This is a genomic window from Amycolatopsis ponsaeliensis (assembly GCF_030182635.1).
In the GTDB taxonomy this organism is placed as follows: Bacteria; Actinomycetota; Actinomycetes; order Mycobacteriales; family Pseudonocardiaceae; genus Amycolatopsis; species Amycolatopsis ponsaeliensis.
This window is the reverse complement of record NZ_JAPZLD010000043.1, coordinates 30,436-47,880: the sequence shown is the minus strand read 5'-3', so window position 1 is coordinate 47,880 and position 17,445 is coordinate 30,436. Positions and strand designations below refer to the sequence as shown.

The following is a 17,445-nucleotide window of genomic DNA, read 5'->3' as shown; positions in this document are numbered from 1 at the left end:
GTCAACCGTCCGCGGTCCCGGCGTCCCACGCTCGCCCGGCGAGCAGATTTCCCACCCACTGGCACGCCGTGCGGCACAGAGCCCTCTCATCACCACGCACGCGGGTCACCAAGATCTCGTCAGCCCACAACATCAAGGCCGTGGCATCACCTGTGGTGGGTGTCAGGCCGACGACCCACTGGCGCCCGCCCACCTTGAGCACCCGCTCCGCGGTCGTCCATTGCCCTTTCGAGGTCATGGTCACCGACCAGCCCGGCAGTGTCGCAAAGTCGCGCACCAAGGCCACTGGGGCCTCGCCGATGATCTCGTTCCGCTGACGTTCGCCGTTCACCTGACTGACTTTCGCACACCCTGACCGTCAGAATCTTCTGATCGGACGACGACCCCACCGCCAAGTCGCGGACAAACTGACCCTGCTCGCCGCGGCGGCGTCATGCCACGTGGACGTGATCGAACCCGAGCACGCTCTGTTCCGCCCTCGCTGTCGTGGCACTCGCCCCCTATGACCTCCGCCGCGGACTTTTACCAGGGCCTACCATCCCCTCGCGCTCACCGAGCCCCGTTGACGAATCCGAAACAGGCCGAGCAACACCGGCCGCATCCGAAACCGCATCCCCGGCGACGCGCCGGGAACCGACCTGAGCGTCGTGACGACGCTGGGTATCACCCAGCCCGACGACCGGAGCGATCCGGTAGGCCGGTGCGACCTGCTCCAGCGGCGCAGCCACCGCCCACGGGGCAGTGGTGTCTTCGCGTGGCGTGGGCTTGGCCGGTTGCCCGGCCGCCGGGCGTCCAGTCAGTCAGCGCCGGGATCACGTGCTCGGCCCCGATCGCCCGCACTACCGGAGCAGTCGAGCGCAGCACGGGTCGACGTCACCGGAGAGACCGCGTGCAGCACGGGCTCCGTAGCCGGCCGCAAAGCCGACAACACCGGCTCCGCCGCAGTCAGCACCGGACGGGTCAGCGGCGCGAGCACGGGCTAGAGCCCGCTCGTCACCGGCTGCACCACCGGGTACGGCGAGCCGTCCGGCTGGGTGCCGATCGCGCCGATCATCGCGTTCGGCAGCTGGGAGAAGTCCGGTTCCAGCCGGAGCACTTCCCGTGCGGTCGCCAGCCTGACAACGGCCCAGCCGGGTCCGTTGTCCACCCATTGATGGTCAATCACCTGACGGCGGTCGACGCCGAGTGCAGTGACGATCCGCTTGAGGTACTCCTCATCGATTGCGCCGCTGCGAAGGGTGGGCGGCGCGGCGAAGGACAGCGTCTCCCGGTGTCGGCGCACTTCGATCAGGCCCGCCGCGCATTCCTGCACGACCTGGTCCTTGGGGGAACCGTTGTGGTGGAGCCAGGCGTGCACAGTACCGAGCGTGGGGTGGCCTGCGAACGGTAGTTCGCCGCCGGGTGTGAAGATCCGCACCCGGTAATCCGCGTCGGGTGTGGTGGGCGCCAGCACGAACGTGGTCTCGGACAGGTTCGCCCACCGGGCCACCCGCTGCATCGTGTCGCCGTCGAGGTCGTCGGCGTCGGCGTCGAGGACCACGGCGACCGGGTTACCGAGATAGGGAGTGGGAGAAAACACGTCGACCTGGGCGAACGGGCGAGTGCGGAAACGCGTCAGGCGAGCCATCGTCGTCCCTCTCCGGCAAGCACCCGACCGAACTGGAGCTCCGGGAAATGTGCGCCGGAGCCGAGGGTTCGGCCGTCTTCGAGTTCGCGGAACAGCCGCTCGCGGATACGCCGCGCGAGTGCGGGGTCGACGTCGCCCATGGAGCTCCAGGTGGACTCGTCGAGCTGGACCGGACAGACGATCGAGTCTCCGAGCAGGATCGCGCGCTGCTGTGCGGAAGAAACGATGACGCACAGATGCCCGGGGGTGTGCCCCGGTGTCATGGTCAGGGTGACGCCCGAGGCCACAGTCGTGTCCTGGTCGACGAGCCGCAGCCGGTCGCCGTGTTCGGCGGTGACGCGCAGGCCGTGCCGGATGTGGTCGAGCAGCCTCTCCGATGGTCCGTCGACGAAGTGGTGCCAGTCGCCCGTGCCGAACCAGATGGTGGCGTGGGGGAACACCGGGACGGCGTCGAGGTCGAACAGCCAGCCACAGTGGTCGGAGTGCAAGTGGGTGCAGATCACGTCAGTGATCTCGGCCGGCGCGACGCCGAGGGCGCGCAGCCCGAGCGGCAGCTGACCGCCGATGAGGAAGCGGCGGGGGCCGGCGTCGTCGAGGTCGGGTCCCATACCGGCATCGACGAGGATGATTCGGTCCTGGCTGCGGATGAGAAAGCAGCCAATGGGCAGCCAGGCCATACCGTGGCGGGTGAAGAGGTCCTCGTGGCCATCGGGGCGGGCGTGGTCGCCGAAGTAGGCGGGCGAGGCCCGGAAGACGCCGTCGGTGAGCGGGTGAATGTCGATGTCGCCGATAAGCATTGAATTCCTTCAGCGGAGGCGGTTGCGCAGTGTGCCGAGACCGGTGATCGACACTTCGATGAGGTCGCCGCTGCGCAGGAACGCCGGCGGGTCGAAGCTGAGCCCGACACCGGCCGGAGTGCCGGTCGCGAGCACGTCACCGGGCAGGAACGAGATCCCCGCCGACAGGGTCGCGATCAGCTCGGGCACGGCGAAGATCAGGTCCTTGAGGCTCGCATGCTGCCTGCGCTCGCCGTTGACTTTCGTCTCGACTTCCAACGCGGCGATGTCCGGGACTTCGTCCGCGGTCACTGCGTAGGGACCCATCGGGCAGAACGTGTCCAGCGACTTGCCCAGCAACCACTGCCGATGCGCGTGCTGCAGGTCGCGCGCGGTCACGTCGTTGACGATCGTGTAGCCCCACACCTGCCCGCCGACGCCGACGATGACGGCGAGCTCGCCCTCGTAGTCCACTTCGGACGTCACGCCGGGATGCGGGTCGATCTCGGCCTCGGTGCCGATGACCGATGTGGTGGCCTTGGAGAAGAAGACCGGCTGCTTGGGCTGTCCGCTCCCGTCGCCATAGGCGCTGCTCCCGTATTCTGTCACGTGGCTGTGGTAGTTCAAGCCGACGCAGAAGATGTTCCGTCGCGGCCGGGGAATCGGGGCCAGCAACCGCAGCTGTTTCAGCGGCAGTTCAGGTCCGGCCGAGCTTTCCAGCGCCGGCCGGACGGTATCCCAGGACTCGATAGCGGCGAGCAGCCCGCCACCGTCGGGCAGCAGGTCGGTCACGTCGCGGACGATCTCGCGGTCGAGTTCGGCCACGCCGACCCGCTCATCGGTGCCGGTGGTGAAGGTCACCAACTTCATGCGCTGTACCTGCCTTCCAGCGGTGGTGGCTATGCGGGCGGCTGCCAGGTGCCGTCGAGCGCGACGCCGGCGGCCGCGGCGATCCTGTTTCGCGATTCCAGCAGCCGGGCCTGCAGCGCGTGTAGGTCCACGTCCACGAGGGCGCCGTCGCGTTTGACCACGCGACCGGCGACGAGCACGGTGTCGACCAGGCCGGGATGTCCGGCGGCCACGATCGTGCCGACCGGGTTGTTGAACGGGAACACGGTCAGGTCATCGGCGCGCAGCAGGATCAGATCCGCGTCCTTGCCGGGCGTGAGGCTGCCCGTACGGGTACCGAGCCCACATGCGTCGGCACCGTCGAGCGTGGCGAACTCCAGGACGTCGCGCACGCCGAGAGTGCCGTCGAGTCCGCGCTGGGCGGCGAAGGCGGTGCGCATGGTGGAGAACATGTCACCACCTGCTGCCGGGGAGTCGTCGGTGGACAGTGTCGGGCGCAGGCCGGCGGCCAGCATCCGGCCGGTTTCCGGCAAGCCGATGCCCATCTTCAGCTCGACGTCCGGGCTGATCGATACCGAGCTGCCGGCGTCGGCGAGCATGCGCAGCTGGTCGTCGCTGATGCCATTGGCGTGGACGAAAGTCGTGGTGTCTCGCAGGAGCCCGTGCTCGAAGAGTTCGGCGATCGGACGGCCGCCGGTCCCTCCGGTCTCGATGTGGACTGTGGTGCGCAGCCCGAGTTCGGCGGCTAGTTTCAGGTCCTCGGCGACGATGTCCATCGTGGTCATTTCCGGACCGCGCAGGGCCAGCGCCATGGTCACCAGACCATCGTCGGAGAGGAGACCGGAGCGGATCCGGCGAACTTCGGTCTCGATCGGGTCGGAGGTGCGGAACCCGGCGCCGAAGCCGAAGACCGACCGTCCCGCGGTGTCCCGCAGGGCCGTGACTGCGGCGTCGGTGTGCTCGGGGGTCTGCGCGCAGTGGAACCAGTCCAGCATCGTCGTGACGCCGGAGCTCAGGGCCTCCAGCCTGCCCAACAGGTTCCCCAGATAGACGTCCTCCGGCCGGTAGTGCGGTTTCACGGTGTCGTGCATCGCCACCAGGTACTGCATGAACGTCCAGTCCACGCCGACACCGCGGAAGGCGGTCTGCCAGGTGTGCCGGTGGGTGTCGACGAAGCCGGGCATGACGATCCGGCCACTCGCTTCGATCACCTCGGCGTCCGGGGCGTCGATCCGTTCGGCGATCTCGGTGATCACACCGTCGGTGATCAGCAGATCGGCGCGGGCGAGGGTGCCGACCGCCGGGTCCATGCTGACCACGGTGCCGCCGGTGATCAGGGTCCTCATCGGGTGAACTCCTCCGTCAAATTGTCCGAATTCTCATGTGGTTGCTTTAGCGACCTGGCCGGCCGCCACGAGCACGTCGTCGACCAGGTCTGCGGTGTCTTCGGTGCCAGCGGCCAGCCGGACCAGGCCGAGCGGCACCCCGGACTCGGCGATCTGCTCCTCGCTGAGCATTCCGCGCCACATGGCCGCCGGATGCACGGTGAGCGACTCCACGCCACCGAGGCTCGCCGAGCGTCGTGGGTACTTCAGCTTCCCGAGGAACGCGTCAGCCGCGTCGAAACCACCGTTCAGCTCCAGGGCCAGTACCCCGCCGAAGCCGGTCATCTGCTTGTTCGCCAATGCCTGCTGCGGATGGGACGGCAAGCCCGGATAGTGGACTCGCGCCACCGCCGGATGCCCCTCCAGCGCCTCCGCCAGTGCCTGTCCGTTGATGTTGTGCTGCTTCACTCGCAGCGGCAGGGTTCGTATGCCTCGCAACAACAACCAGGCGTCGAACGGTCCCAGTGTCGCGCCGGTGAGCACCGCGGTGTCCCAGACCCGGTTGAGAAGTTCCGCCGGCCCGGCGAGTACGCCGGCGGAGACGTCGGTGTGCCCGTTGAGGTACTTGGTCGCGCTGTGCCACACCACGTCGATGCCAAGTTCGGCGGGGCGTGTGTTCAAGGGCGTGGCGAAGGTGTTGTCCGCCAGAGTGATCACGTTGTGCGCTCGGGCCAGGTCCGCGACCGCGGCCAGGTTGGTGATCTGCAGGAGCGGGTTGCTCGGCGACTCCACCAGGATCAGCCGGGTCTTGGGTGTCAGCGCCCGCTCGAACGCCTGGGGGTCGCGCTGGTCGACGACTGTGGTCGAGACTCCGAGTCTCGGCAGCAGGTTCTGCAGGACCGATGCGGTGCCGCCGTAGGTCGACTTCTGCCCGATCACGTGGTCACCGGCGGAGACGAGGGCCAGCACGGCGGTGGTGAGCGCGGCCATCCCGGACGCGGTGACCATCGCGGCTTCGGTGCCCTCCAGTTCGGCGACCACGGCGGCGACCTGCGCGTGGTTGGGGTTGCCGTAGCGGGTGTAGAAGTCCTTGCCCCGTGGATCGACGGCCGCCTGGGCGAACTGGTTTGCGTCCTCGGCCCAGAAGGTCGCCGTCTGGTAGATCGGCGGGGCCACGGCGCGGCTGGGATGGACGTCTCGGTCCGCGTGGATGGCGACCGTGCTGTTACCTGCCATGGCGCTCCTTCCGTGGGGTGTATTCGATCACCAGTGTGATCGACGGGGACGCAGGCACGGGTGTGTCTGCGCAATTTTGGCAGCAAGTTGCGCGCGGACACGCGTGCACGGTTGTGCTAGGAGCTCTCGCAGCGCAATAATCTGCCAATATGGATGAGGTGGACCGTGCGATTCTGGCCGTACTGGAGAAGGACGGGCGGATCAGCAACGCCGACCTGGCCGAGCGGGTCGGGTTGTCGCCCTCGCCGTGCCTGCGGCGCGTGCGAAGGCTTGAAGAGATCGGGGTGATCCGTGGGTACCAGGCGCTCGTCGATCCCGGCGCTGTCGGCCGAGGACTGCGGGTGTTCGCCGGCGTCCGGCTACTCCGGCATGCCCGAACCGACGTCGTCGCGTTCGAGCGCGCAGTCGTCGCTCTGCCCGAGGTGGTGTTCTGTCACCACATCACCGGCAATTACGACTACCTCCTGCACGTAGAGGTCGCCGACCTGGCCGCCTACGAGGATTTTCACGCCAACCGGCTGGCTGACCTGCCAGCCGTGGCCACCGTCACCAGCTACATCACGATGAAGACCCTCACCTGAGCCGATCCCGGCCGGACGGCACACCCCGGACCATGTTGCGCATCAGGTGTCGCCATTCCGCCGGGACATCTCAGCGGCTACTTGAGACTGAGCGGCAAGGCGGGGTCCGGCCAGACTCGGGTCCAGGTGCTCGGTGAGTCGCTCGTTTACAGCGGCTACCTGCCGTCATTGGTGTGGCTCTCTCGTGGCATGAGTCGCGCCGAAGCACTGCGCGAGGAGTGGCTGGACAGTGGTCAGTCCTGCTCGAGTAGCGGTGCCCTCCCTTGCTGACATCGACGCGTCGAGGCAAGGGAGAACCGGATGCCGGTGATCATCGGGATGGATCCGCATAAGCGGTCGGCCACGATCGAAGTGATCAACGAAATCGGTGACATCATCATGACCGGGAAGTTCGGCACGGATCAGCTCGGCTATGCCGAGATGCTGGCCGTCGGGCGCCGGTTCAGCGACCGGGTGGGGGCGATTGAGGGCTGCGATGGTGTCGGCCGGCACATCGCCACCGCTTGGTTCACGACGGCGAGACCATCCTGAACGTGCTGGCGAAGTTGTCCGCGCAGGTGCGGGTTTTCGCGACCGGCAATGGCCGCAAGACCGACCCGGTCGACGCGCACTCGGTGGCTCTGGTCGCGCTGCGGACCCCGAATCTGGTCCGTCTCCAAACCGCCCCTGAGCTGATCAGGATGGGCGTGTTGGTCAACCGCCGCCGCCACGCCGAAGCCGCCGCGACGCGCTACGGCCTCGATACCCGCGCGATCCTGGTCGAGGTCGGCCGGCGCGGCATGGTCCGCGGCCAGGAGGACATGATCACCGACATCGCCCTCGACCTCGCCGCAGCGCGCTGATGCGAGCGGTGCTGCTCCACCGATTCCGGGCCTGGAGGCGACCGGGTGGTAGTGCCCGTCGAGTCGGTGACGCGGGTACAGGATGGTCCGGTGCGACCTGGTCGCGACCGTCTCCCTGCTGAGCGCCACCGGGTCTGCAGCAGCGCACCAGCGCACCAGGTCGGCGGGCTCGCCATGGCCAGCAGCGTGAAATCCTCCCGTCCTCGCCGAGCGGTTCGTGCGCGGCGAGCCGACCCTGCAGGTGCACTCGGCTGCCGTCGGCGACAGCACTCGCTCAGATACGGACCTGGTGGGTCGCCCCCTAGGGTCTCAGGACCGGCAGCACCTCGCGGGCGAAGTCGGCGACCAACCGCCGCGGCAGGTCGTAGGAGCCCACATGCTGCAGGAGGATCGCCGCCACGCCGGACCGCCGCAACTCCGCCAGTCGGGCGGCGATCTCCTCGGCCGTGCCGAACAGGCAGAACTTCCGGGCGAATACCTCCGCCGCATCATCGTCCACGAAGGACTCGGACGCACGGACCGCGGCCTCCCACGACTCCGCGTGCAGCAGATCCGGGGCTGCATCCGGCAACTGGGCGGGTACGCGTACCCGGACTCCCGCCCTCTCGAGGAAGGCCGCCCCGCCGTTCGCCGCGATGGTCAGGCATACCGGCTTCAGCTCCCGGGCGTCACGCCGCACCGAGCCGGTGACGCGGCAGAACGCCGACACGGTGATCGGGACCGGCGTCCGCCCGGCGGCACCGGCCGCCACCTGCCGCATCGCGGCCGCCAGTGGTTCCGGAGCAACCCCGGACAGCAGGATCGCGCCGTCCGCGATCTCACCGGCCAGCCGCAGGTTCCGGGGCCCGCTCGCCGCCAGGTGGACCGGCAGGGCCACCGGATCGCGCAATCGGGACCGCACACCGCCGAAGCCGACCTCCTCTCCGGCCAGCAGACGCCGGATCACTTCGACGCCGGAGCGCAGCTCGGCTCGCGCCGACGGGGCGAGCCCGGCCGGGACGACCGAGCTGTTGCCCACACCGACGCCGAGCACGAACCGTCCAGGCGCAAGCTCGGCCACGGTCCGCGCCGCGCCGGCCACCACCGACGGATGCCGGGTCACCACGTTCGTCACCGCCGTGCCCAAGCCTATCCGCGACGTGCCCACCGCGGCCGCGGCCGCGGTGACGAAGACGTCTCGCCACAGCAGCTGCGAATCCGGGAACCACACATCATCGAATTTCCGGCATTCCACCTCCTGGACGAAAGCGACCAGTTCGGGCACGGGTGCACACGGTGGAACCCGGATCCCGATCCTCATGCCGCCGAGGCTCCGAACTCCTGGCGGAGCACCTCCGGCTGCCCGGAAGGCGCTTCCCGCAGCAAGAGCCCGGCGACGAGACTGACCGCCGACGCCACCGCCATGTACCCGGCGATCGACACCCAGGTGCCGGTTGCCTCCAGCAGCAACGCGCTGATCGCGGGTGCGAAGGCGTTCCCGGCGATCGTGCCGAGGGTGAACCCGATCGCCATCCCGCTGAAGCGCAGCGAAACCGGGAACGCCTGGGAGAAGTACACCGGGAACATCGCGTAGTTGGCCGAGTACCCAGCGAACAGCAGGACGAACCCGAGCAGCATCAACCCCGGATTCCTCGTGTTCAGCAGGGGGAACCAGACGAACGGAAGCACGACCATCGATGCGGCGGAAACCGCGAAGACGGTCCGCGGCCCGATCCGGTCGGCCAGCCGGCCGTACAGCGGCGCGGCGATCACGACGACGAACAAACCGGGCAGCAGCACGTCGAGCATCGCGGACGTGCTGAGGCCCAGCGCGGTCTTGCCGTACGTGAGCACGTAGACCGACGTCACGGTGATCATGATCCCTGCGCCGACGGTCGCCAGCGTCACCAGGACCACCGTGCCACCGCACCTGCGCAGGACGTCCACCAGCGGCAGCTTGTGGACAGAGCCGGTGCCCTTGACGTCCGCGAACTCCGGGCTCTCCCGCAATCCCAGCCGGATCACCAGCCCTGCCACCACGAGCAGCACGCTCACCAGGAACGGGATCCGCCAGCCCCACGCCAGCAGGTCGTCCTCGGGCAGCTGCGACACCAGCAGGAACATCCCGTTCGCCAAGATGGTGCCGACGGCCGTGCCGGTGTTGAGGATTCCGCCGAAGAAGCCACGACGGTGCTTCTCGGCATGCTCGACGGTGAGCAGCACGGCACCGCTGGATTCGCCGCCGAGCGACACGCCCTGCACGATCCGGAGCACGACCAGCAGGACCGGCGCGGCGATGCCCAGGGTGCCGTACGACGGAAGCAGCCCGATCGCGGTGGTCGCGACACCCATCATCATCAGCGTGGTGACCAGGATGGACTTGCGGCCCATCCGGTCACCGAGGTGCCCGAACAGGAGGGCACCGAAAGGCCGTGCGACATACCCGACACCGAAGCTGGACAGCGAAATCAGCGTACCCACGACCGGATCGGCGGCGGGGAAGAAGATCTTCGGGAACAGCAGCGACGCCGCCAGGCCGTAGACGGCGAAGTCGTAGAATTCGATGGCGGTGCCGAACCACCCCGCAAGTGCGGCCCTGGCCGGTTGTCGATGCGGTTGTGTACCAACGGACATGGCTGCCTCCGGATGAGCCGTTCAGGTGGGAGTACTGTCCGTTCCGGGCCGTGGGAACAGCAATGTCGAGGTTCGGTCAGCGGACCGGAGCACCGAACCCCGCCAAGGATCCCTTCTTCACTTCGCCGTCCTGCAGGACCAGAGAAATGGCGCGCGGGTCCCCTAGGACGCCGATGTCCGCGAGCGGGTCTCCTTCGCACACCACGAGATCCGCGGTTTTCCCGGCGGAGATGCTGCCGAGCCGGTCCTCGACGCCGAGCAGCCGGGCCGCGGTGACCGTGCCGGCGCGAATCGCGTCCAAGGGCGACATCCCGAGCTTCACCATGTGTGCGAGCTCCCGGAGGTTCCGGCCGTGCGGTCCGACCCCCGAGTCCGTGCCCAACGCCACCTTGACGCCGCGGCGCACGGCCTCGCTCAGGCGGGTCATCGCCGACTCGGCCATGCGCTGTTTCTTCGCGTACGCGTCCGGCTGGTAGTTCGCCGGGTCGATGTCGAAGGTCGAAAGCGTCGGCACGAGATATGCGTTCTTCTCCAGCATCAGGTCGATGCCCTCGTCGTCGATCAGGTAGCCGTGTTCGATGCTCGTCACACCACCGCGGAGGGCGTTCTTGATCCCCTGGGCGCCTTGGGCGTGAGCGGCGATCGGCCGCCCCCGGTGCCGGCGGACCTCGTCGGCGATCGCGACGATCTCCTCGGTGGTCAGGCCTTCATCCTCGGGTTGGTCACTGGGACTGTTGACACCGCCGGTCGCGCACACCTTGATCACGTCGGCGCCTTCCCGCAGCAGCCGCCGGGTCGCGGCGCGCACCTCGTCCGAGCTGTCGACGATTTCGCTGAACGGCCCGAGCAATGCGGAAGGGTCGAACCCGCTCCGCAGGCGGAAGTCGGCGTGTCCGCCCGTATGGCTCATCAGCCGCAGCGCGACGTGCAGCCGGGGGCCGTCGATGAGGCCCAGCTCGACCGCGTCCCGGTAGCCGGCGTCGGTCCCGCCGAGGTCACGGACGGTCGTGACGCCCGTGTGGAGGGTGTCGCGCATGCGCCGGGCCCGCTGGAAGACATTGACGACCGGCCGGTTGGTGAGCATCTTGCCGGTGAAGTCGGCGTTGCTGTCCATCAGGAAGTGCACGTGGCAGTCGAAGAACCCCGGCAGGATGGTACGGCCGCCAAGGTCGACCACGATCTCGTCCGAAGTGGACTGTCGAGCCGCGGCTGGGCCGACGTAGGCGAACACGCCGTCTTCGATCACGACGGCCGCTCCCGGCAGTGCAACGTCCGACACTCCGTCGATGAGGGTGGCACCAGTGAGGACGATCCGTTTCGGGGTCATCGCGCACTCCAATCCGCGAGTTCGGTCCTCGCGTCGTCGTCAAGCGGTTCGATGTCGAAGCCGGGAGCGCCCGGCACGGAATCCAGGAGCTTGCGCGTGTAGGCGTGCTCCGGCCGGGTGTAGATCCGCTCCGCCGGGCCCTTTTCCACGATGTCGCCGTGGTAGAGCACGACGACCTCGTCACTCACCTGCCTTACTACGGCGAGGTTGTGCGAGATGAACAGCATGGTCAGCCCGAGCTCGGCACGCAGCCGGGCGATCAGGTCCAGGATCTCGGCCTGGACGGAGACGTCGAGGGCACTCGTGATCTCGTCGGCGATCACCACTGCGGGCCGAAGCATCAGCCCTCGGGCGATCGCCACGCGCTGCCGCTGCCCACCCGAGCACTCGTGCGGGTACTTGGCCATCGTCTCCGCGGGCAGGCGCACGGTTTCCAGCCAGTGCACGATCTCGTCGCGATGCCGCTTGACGTTCGCCCGGCGCGGGTCGAGCGCCTCGGCGAGCGCGTCGCCGATCGTGCGGCGCGGGTCCAGCGAGGAGTACGGATCCTGCGGGATCAGCTGCACCGTGCGGCGCAGCACCTTCCGCCGGGCACCGCGCACGGCGTGCACGTCGACACCGGCGATGCGCACGCTGCCCGCCGCCGGGCGCAGCGAGCCCACCAACGTCCGGGCCAAGGTCGACTTGCCCGAGCCGGACTCGCCGACGACGCCGACGGTGCGGCCCGGTGCGACGTCGATCGAGACACCGTGCAGGACGCGGGCCGTCCCGTAGCTCACTTCGAGGTCGCGGATCCGCACCGCGCTCTGCTCGTCAGTGATGGGCTCTTCAGTCATGGACTGGCTCCTTCACCGGGACGTCGAGCTCCGGAGTCGCTTCCAGCAGGGCCTTCGTGTACGGGTGCTCGACCCCGTCCACCGTGAGGCCGGCCGCCGCGACCTCTTCCACGATTTCGCCGTGGTACATCACCAGGACGCGGTCGCACAGCGCGCGGACGACGCCGATGTCGTGGGAGATCACGAGGATCGCCATCCCCTGACGGCGGTTCAGGCGACGCAGCTCTCGGAGGATCTCCGCCTGGACGGTGACGTCCAGCGCGGTCGTGGGCTCATCCGCGATCAGCAGCCGAGGACGGGTGGCCAGGGAGGTCGCGATCATCGCCCGCTGCCGCATCCCGCCCGAGAGCTCGTGCGGGTGCTGCCGCAACCGACGTTCCGGCTCGGTGAGGTGAACCGCACGAAGAGCGTCGAGGATGCGCTCGCGAGCGACGCGTGCGCCCGTTCGGCGGTGCACCCGCAGCACCTCGGTCAGCTGGGTGCCCATCCGCAGCGCGGGGTTGAACGTCGAACCCGGGTCCTGGTAGACGAGGCTCACCGTTTCGGCCATGAGTGCCGGAGCGACCGGCGCAGATAGGTCGAGGTCACCGAGGGACAGCTGCGCGGCCTTTGCCGAGAGCCCGTCGGGCAGCAGCTGGGCCAGCGCCATCGCGGTCAGCGTCTTACCCGACCCGCTCTGCCCGACGATGCCGACGACCTCGCCGTCCCGGACCCCGAAGGAGATCCCCTTCACCAGGTCCTCATCACCCGAGCTGATCCGCAGGTCACGGACGTCGACGAGCGAGTCACCCGCCGTAGCGCCGGCTTCGGCCGGGGCGGTTCCGCGCGTCCGCGCCGCCGCGGACCGCGGGTTGGCCCTGGCCGCCAGCCCGTCGCCGATCAGGACCGCACCCAGCCCGGTCAGCACGATGAGCACGGCCGCACCGGCCATCTGGGACGGACGGCCCGCCAGCAGCGACGGAAGCGCCTCGTTGAGCAGCTTTCCCCAGTCGTACGCCGGCGCCTGGACACCCAGGCCGACGAAGGACAGCGCCGAGATGGCGGTCAGTGTCGTGGCGAACGTTGACGCGGACAACACCAGCAGGGGCTCGGCCATGTTGGGCAGCATGTGCCGCACGGCGACGCGTAGCGGGCCGACACCCAGCAGGCGGGCGGTGGACACGTACTCCTGCTGGGAGATGCGGGCGGCGAGGTTCGCCGTCAGGCGGGCGAAGTACGGGATCCCGGCGACCCCGATCGCCACCACCGCCGAGCCGGCGCCCGCGCCCAGCACCGCGGCCACGACCAGGGCCAGCAGCAGGCCGGGGAATGCGACCATCGCGTCGATCACGCGCAGGCTCAGCTCCCGGCCGCGGGGGCGCAACAGCCAGACGCCGGTGCCCGCGAACACCCCGAGCACGACCGCGACGGCCGTGGCCGCGGCGGTCATGAGCAGGGTGAGTCGGGTGGCGACCAGGCTGCGCAGCAACACGTCGTGCCCGGCCGCGTCCGTCCCGAGCCAGTGCTCGCCGGACGGCGAAGCGAACCGGGGACCGAGGACGTCGGCCCGGTCTGCGAACAGGATCGGCGCGGCCACGGCGATCACGATGACGACGGCGAGCAGGACCAGGCCGATCAGCAGACCCGGTCCGGCGTTCCGGTGGCGGTCACGCCGAAACATGGGAGCCTCCGAGGGTGCGGCGGTCGATCAGGCCGAGCAGGATGTCGACCAGGAGGTTGACGAGGGCGGTGATCATGCCGATGACCAGCACCATGCCCTGGATGACCGGGTAGTCGCGGTCGAGGATCGCCTTGATGATGCCGCTACCGAGCCCCGGCAGCGCGAACACGGCTTCGATGATGATCGCGCCGCCGATCATGCCGGTCAGCACCAGGCCGCTCAGGGTGAGCGTGGTGGTGAGCAGGTTTGGCAGCGCCCAGCGGACGTGTCGTCGCACCGCGGGCAGCCGCCACCCGCGCGCGGTGCGCATGTAGTCGGTTTCGAGGACGACGGCCGTCTCCCGGCGCACCACGCGGGCGACCGTGCAGATGGGACCGATCACGATCGCCGCGATGGGCAGCACGAACGAACTCGCGCCGTAGCGCGGTGTGTACGCGGGCGGGAACAGCTGGAACAGCCCGATCCCCCGCGCGAAGACCACGACCAGCAACGATGCCATGATGTAGCCCGGGACCGAGTCGAGGAACCCGGTGGTCATCCCGAAGGTGGTGTCCAGCCCCCGGCGCCTGCCTCCGCGGGTGAGCACTCCGATCAGCATGCCGAGCGGGATTGCGGCCAGCAGGACCACGGTGATCCCGGCCAGCGCGATCGTCGCGGTGAACGGCAGGCGGTTGAAGATGATCGTCTCCACCGGCTGCCGATACATGAACGACGTCCCGAGGTGTCCGGAAAGGACGTTCCCGGTGTAGCCGGCGAACTGCTCCCACAGCGGCCGGTCCAGCCCGAGCTGGCCGCGCACCAGCGCGATTTCCTGCGGACCCGCGTCGGCGCCTGCCAGCGCCGTCGCCGGGTCGCCCGGGATGAGCTGCACGATCAGGAACGAGACGACGAGCAGGGCGAGGAAGATGGCGACGAGGCCGGCCAGGCGCCGGAATGCGAACTTCAGCCAGACCGAGGCGGCTCCCGGCCGTGGCCCGGCCGCGCGGAGCGGCCGGTCGAGGGTGGTGGTCATGACGAGCTGCCTTCCGGCTGGGCAGTGATGCGGAGGGTGGCGGGGTCGAGGTAGTCGTCGAACTGGCGAACGCTGACGCCCTGGACGGCGAAGGTGGTGGAGGGCAGGGTCGCCAGCGGGATCGCGTCGACGCGCCGCAGGAACGACTCCTGGGCGGCCTGCAGCCTGCTGCACTGCGCGCCGCGGTCGACCTGGCTCATCGCGTCCGTGAGATCCCGGTAGCCCCCGTCGTTGACCTCGCCGGTCTTGTTGCGCCCGCCCTTTTCGGTCGGCGGGCCCATCACGCGCAGCAGCGACGACGTCAGCGTGCCCATCAGGTTGTTGTCGCCCTGGATGTTGATGTCCCAGCTGGTGCCCCCGGAGGTCACCGTGCTCCAGGTGGCGTTGTCGAGCGACGCGAGCGTGACGGTGGCGCCGGCGTTGCGCAGCGCTTCCGCGACGTAGTCGTTGCCACCCTGGAGCAGGTTCGTGCCCGCGACGGCGATCTTCAGCCCACTGAGCTTCCGGCGGGCCGCGACGAGGTCCGGCTCGATCAGTAGCGACGAATTCTTGTTGGCGCACAATACTTTTGCGGAACCGACGGACATCGTCGTGCTGCCGCGCCGGCCGCTGATGACGTCGCTGAAGATCTGGGCGTCGAGCACCTGCCCGACCGCGACGCGCAGGTCCTGGCGCCCGGCGAACACCGTGCCCGGCCGCTCGTTGAAGGTCAGGTAGGTGGTGATGTTGTCGGCCGTGGACGCGGCGAAGGCGGTGTTGCCGTTGAACCGGTTGGCGTTCTCGTCGCCGATCGTGCCCACGTCGAGGCCACCGGCCAGCAGCTGGGTGGCGATCGTCGAGTAGTCCCCGATCGGGGTGAAGTTGACGTGCTGGGCGGGGTGCCCGGCCAGCGGGGTCTTGAAGGCCGGCCAGGCGGTGTAGCCCGCGCGCAGCGTCAGATCGTAGGTCACGGCGGGCTGGGACGATGTCAGCGAGTACGGGCCGGAGAAGGCCCCGACGACCGTACCCGCGGTGAGGCCGGGGAGGTCGGCCAGCCCGGCCGGGCAGACGATTCCCGCCTGGGGCAGGGAAAGCCCGGTGAGGAAGTCGGCCCACGGTTTGGTCAGGGCCGCGCGGACCGTGTGCGTGGTGTCGTCGGCCGTGAACGTCGCTTTCGCCGTGCCGAGCGCGAGCGTCCGGGCGGTCGAGCCGGTCTTCGGGGAGACGAACCGATTCAGCGACGCGGCGACCACCGAGGGGGTGATCGGGCTGCCGTCCGAACAGGTCAGTCCGTTTCGGATGGTGAAGGTGTAGTGCGCCGCGTCTTCGACCGACCAGTGGGACGCTATGCCGGGCGCCAGGGTGTTTCCTTGGTCCTTGCGCACCAGGGTGTCGAACATCATGCGCGCCACGGTGTAGTCGTCGCCGCCCTTGGCCAGGGCCGGGTCGAAGGTCGCGGGATCGGTGTTCAGGGACATGTAGAGCGTGTCCGGGGAGCCGGCGGCCACCCCGCACCCGGCCGCGGCAACGCACAGCAGGGCAGCGGCCGCGGTCACCGCAGATCGACGGGGCACTGATCCTCCATCACGAGAACGAAAGGGCGACTCGATCAAACGCCCATGGTGCAAGCCTGATCGGCGGCTCGGCCGCGGCCGGTCCGCCAGGTGGACCGTGGTGGGGTCACGGGACGAACCGGTGCAGGAACGGCAGCACCACGGCCGCGACGTCGTCGGCCTTGTCCTCCATGAGCGCGACCGTGCCGCCGTCGATCACCGCCCGGTGCACGACCGCCGCCGCGGTCAGGTGCCGGGCCAAAGGCTCCACCGCGGGCAACGCGAACGGGTCGTCGGCCCCGCCGAGGAGCAGAACCGGAGCCCGGACAAGCCCGATCCGCCGCTCCATCCGGTACCGTGCGCAGGCCAGGTGGCCTTCGCGCGGATCCACGCCGGGGGCCAGCGCGTCCCGGACGAATCGGTCCAGCAAGCCGGTCGCCCCGGCCGGGTAGTAGGGGCGTCGCTGCTCCCACCACGCGAGCAGGTGGCCGCCGCCGGGTTCCCGGACGGCACCGTCCACTCCGGGACCATCCACATGCGACGCCCGGTAACCCGCGTCGGTCCACGGTGTGGAGGACAGCACCACGGCCGTGATCCGGTCGGGCGCCGCGGCGGCCAGCTCGACCGCTACCACACCGCCGGTGTGGTGACCGAGCACCGCTGTGCGGCCCACCCCGAGTGCATCCAACGCCGCAAGGGTGCCCTGGGCGTAGTCCTCGATGCGCTGGGGAGCGGGTAGCGCTGCGCTGTTGCCGAATCCCGGCATGTCGAGCGCGATCACCCGGTGGCCGGTGGCCAGGAGTGGCTGCAGTTCCCGGTACTCGTCGAGCGAGCGCGGGGTCTGGTGGAGCAGGAGAACGGCCGGTCCGCTCCCCTGCTCCGCGTAGTGCACCTGGCCGCCGGGGACCGTGACGTAGCCGTACTCGACAGTGGTCATGCGGTCTGTCCGATTCGGACGACGGCAGCCCTGGCCGGAATCGTTTTCGCCACCATCGACCTCCACCGAGAGTTACCTTCGATCGTGCTCGCGACGCCGCGAGACGGTCCCGGGAGTGAACGCCGTCACGGCCGGTCGACCTACCTCCGCGGTCCGCCCACCGGACCGGGCCGCCGGATCGTTCCACGACGGCTGCCGTCGGAAACACGCTCGTAACGGACGGTGACGTCCGCTGGACTTGGATCTTGCCGGATGGTGATAATCACGGCTTGTTGCCGGGCCGCGGAGGAGG

General features: G+C 69.2%; 17 protein-coding genes. 3 read left to right on the top strand and 14 right to left on the bottom strand.

Translation table 11 applies throughout. The annotated features are described in order from the left end of the window. Nucleotide 1: 1 nt before the first annotated feature. The 6 genes from QQ657_RS43460 to QQ657_RS43435 form a co-directional block, all read right to left on the bottom strand. Complete coding sequence (locus tag QQ657_RS43460) at nt 2–331, bottom strand: hypothetical protein (RefSeq protein ID WP_284748225.1); 330 nt, start codon at nt 329–331, stop codon at nt 2–4. 648 nt (nt 332–979) lie between these two features. Next, complete coding sequence (locus QQ657_RS43455) at nt 980–1,627, bottom strand: PhzF family phenazine biosynthesis protein (RefSeq protein ID WP_284748224.1); 648 nt, start codon at nt 1,625–1,627, stop codon at nt 980–982. Further along, nucleotides 1,615–2,304, bottom strand: a complete 690-nt coding sequence (locus QQ657_RS43450) for an MBL fold metallo-hydrolase (RefSeq protein ID WP_284748223.1) — start codon at nt 2,302–2,304, stop codon at nt 1,615–1,617. The genes QQ657_RS43455 and QQ657_RS43450 overlap by 13 nt, the downstream gene beginning before the upstream one ends. A 129-nt stretch (nt 2,305–2,433) precedes the next feature. Beyond that, nucleotides 2,434–3,273: a fumarylacetoacetate hydrolase family protein gene (locus tag QQ657_RS43445; protein ID WP_284748222.1), complete on the bottom strand. Its 840-nt coding sequence runs from the start codon at nt 3,271–3,273 to the stop codon at nt 2,434–2,436. A gap of 29 nt (nt 3,274–3,302) precedes the next feature. Next, a complete protein-coding gene (locus QQ657_RS43440; RefSeq protein ID WP_284748221.1) occupies nt 3,303–4,598 on the bottom strand; it encodes an amidohydrolase family protein in 1,296 nt (431 codons plus the stop codon). Between the two features lie 33 nt (nt 4,599–4,631). Further along, nucleotides 4,632–5,813, bottom strand: a complete 1,182-nt coding sequence (locus QQ657_RS43435; RefSeq protein ID WP_284748220.1) for a trans-sulfuration enzyme family protein — start codon at nt 5,811–5,813, stop codon at nt 4,632–4,634. 149 nt (nt 5,814–5,962) lie between these two features. On the opposite strand from QQ657_RS43435, the gene QQ657_RS43430 reads away from it, so the two are divergent. From QQ657_RS43430 to QQ657_RS57015, 3 genes are all read left to right on the top strand, one after another. Next, nucleotides 5,963–6,394 carry an Lrp/AsnC family transcriptional regulator gene (locus QQ657_RS43430; RefSeq protein ID WP_284748219.1) on the top strand — a complete coding sequence of 144 codons (432 nt, stop codon included), beginning with the start codon at nt 5,963–5,965 and terminating at the stop codon, nt 6,392–6,394. Nucleotides 6,395–6,694: 300 nt separating this feature from the next. Then, the gene (locus QQ657_RS43425) at nt 6,695–6,925 is read left to right on the top strand and encodes a hypothetical protein (RefSeq protein WP_284748218.1); all 231 of its coding nucleotides are present in this window, start codon (nt 6,695–6,697) and stop codon (nt 6,923–6,925) included. Nucleotides 6,926–6,927: 2 nt separating this feature from the next. Beyond that, entirely contained in the window at nt 6,928–7,236 is a 309-nt protein-coding gene (locus QQ657_RS57015; RefSeq protein ID WP_434056837.1) for a hypothetical protein, read from the top strand. Between the two features lie 301 nt (nt 7,237–7,537). On the opposite strand, the gene QQ657_RS43415 is transcribed toward QQ657_RS57015, so the two are convergent. The 8 genes from QQ657_RS43415 to QQ657_RS43380 all read right to left on the bottom strand — a co-directional run bounded on the left by QQ657_RS43415 (nt 7,538) and on the right by QQ657_RS43380 (nt 17,153). Further along, nucleotides 7,538–8,500 (bottom strand): LLM class flavin-dependent oxidoreductase, encoded by a 963-nt coding sequence (locus tag QQ657_RS43415; RefSeq protein ID WP_284748217.1) that lies wholly within the window; start codon nt 8,498–8,500, stop codon nt 7,538–7,540. A gap of 32 nt (nt 8,501–8,532) precedes the next feature. Continuing rightward, entirely contained in the window at nt 8,533–9,849 is a 1,317-nt protein-coding gene (locus tag QQ657_RS43410) for an MFS transporter (protein ID WP_284748216.1), read from the bottom strand. Between the two features lie 76 nt (nt 9,850–9,925). After that, complete coding sequence (locus tag QQ657_RS43405) at nt 9,926–11,176, bottom strand: metal-dependent hydrolase family protein (RefSeq protein ID WP_284748215.1); 1,251 nt, start codon at nt 11,174–11,176, stop codon at nt 9,926–9,928. Next, nucleotides 11,173–12,012, bottom strand: coding sequence for an ABC transporter ATP-binding protein (locus tag QQ657_RS43400; protein WP_284748214.1), 840 nt, complete (start codon nt 12,010–12,012; stop codon nt 11,173–11,175). The genes QQ657_RS43405 and QQ657_RS43400 overlap by 4 nt, the downstream gene beginning before the upstream one ends. After that, on the bottom strand, nt 12,005–13,672 hold the full coding sequence (locus tag QQ657_RS43395; RefSeq protein WP_284748213.1) for a dipeptide/oligopeptide/nickel ABC transporter permease/ATP-binding protein: 1,668 nt from the start codon (nt 13,670–13,672) through the stop codon (nt 12,005–12,007). Before QQ657_RS43395 ends, QQ657_RS43400 begins: the two co-directional genes overlap by 8 nt. Then, nucleotides 13,659–14,684, bottom strand: a complete 1,026-nt coding sequence (locus QQ657_RS43390; RefSeq protein ID WP_284748212.1) for an ABC transporter permease — start codon at nt 14,682–14,684, stop codon at nt 13,659–13,661. The genes QQ657_RS43395 and QQ657_RS43390 overlap by 14 nt, the downstream gene beginning before the upstream one ends. Beyond that, entirely contained in the window at nt 14,681–16,237 is a 1,557-nt protein-coding gene (locus tag QQ657_RS43385) for an ABC transporter substrate-binding protein (RefSeq protein ID WP_284748211.1), read from the bottom strand. Before QQ657_RS43385 ends, QQ657_RS43390 begins: the two co-directional genes overlap by 4 nt. A gap of 106 nt (nt 16,238–16,343) precedes the next feature. Beyond that, nucleotides 16,344–17,153 (bottom strand): alpha/beta fold hydrolase, encoded by an 810-nt coding sequence (locus tag QQ657_RS43380; protein ID WP_284748210.1) that lies wholly within the window; start codon nt 17,151–17,153, stop codon nt 16,344–16,346. Between the last annotated feature and the right edge of the window lie 292 nt (nt 17,154–17,445).

What these genes read in the sequence shown, in the direction of transcription:
- QQ657_RS43410 (WP_284748216.1), bottom strand. Translation starts at nt 9,849, where the DNA reads ATGTCCGTTGGTACACAACCGCATCGACAACCGGCCAGGGCCGCACTT.
- QQ657_RS43405 (WP_284748215.1), bottom strand. Translation starts at nt 11,176, where the DNA reads ATGACCCCGAAACGGATCGTCCTCACTGGTGCCACCCTCATCGACGGA.
- QQ657_RS43400 (WP_284748214.1), bottom strand. Translation starts at nt 12,012, where the DNA reads ATGACTGAAGAGCCCATCACTGACGAGCAGAGCGCGGTGCGGATCCGC.
- QQ657_RS43390 (WP_284748212.1), bottom strand. Translation starts at nt 14,684, where the DNA reads ATGACCACCACCCTCGACCGGCCGCTCCGCGCGGCCGGGCCACGGCCG.
- QQ657_RS43445 (WP_284748222.1), bottom strand. Translation starts at nt 3,273, where the DNA reads ATGAAGTTGGTGACCTTCACCACCGGCACCGATGAGCGGGTCGGCGTG.
- QQ657_RS43425 (WP_284748218.1), top strand. Translation starts at nt 6,695, where the DNA reads ATGCCGGTGATCATCGGGATGGATCCGCATAAGCGGTCGGCCACGATC.
- QQ657_RS43450 (WP_284748223.1), bottom strand. Translation starts at nt 2,304, where the DNA reads ATGGCCTGGCTGCCCATTGGCTGCTTTCTCATCCGCAGCCAGGACCGA.
- QQ657_RS43430 (WP_284748219.1), top strand. Translation starts at nt 5,963, where the DNA reads ATGGATGAGGTGGACCGTGCGATTCTGGCCGTACTGGAGAAGGACGGG.
- QQ657_RS43380 (WP_284748210.1), bottom strand. Translation starts at nt 17,153, where the DNA reads ATGACCACTGTCGAGTACGGCTACGTCACGGTCCCCGGCGGCCAGGTG.
- QQ657_RS43455 (WP_284748224.1), bottom strand. Translation starts at nt 1,627, where the DNA reads ATGGCTCGCCTGACGCGTTTCCGCACTCGCCCGTTCGCCCAGGTCGAC.
- QQ657_RS43440 (WP_284748221.1), bottom strand. Translation starts at nt 4,598, where the DNA reads ATGAGGACCCTGATCACCGGCGGCACCGTGGTCAGCATGGACCCGGCG.
- QQ657_RS43435 (WP_284748220.1), bottom strand. Translation starts at nt 5,813, where the DNA reads ATGGCAGGTAACAGCACGGTCGCCATCCACGCGGACCGAGACGTCCAT.
- QQ657_RS43395 (WP_284748213.1), bottom strand. Translation starts at nt 13,672, where the DNA reads ATGTTTCGGCGTGACCGCCACCGGAACGCCGGACCGGGTCTGCTGATC.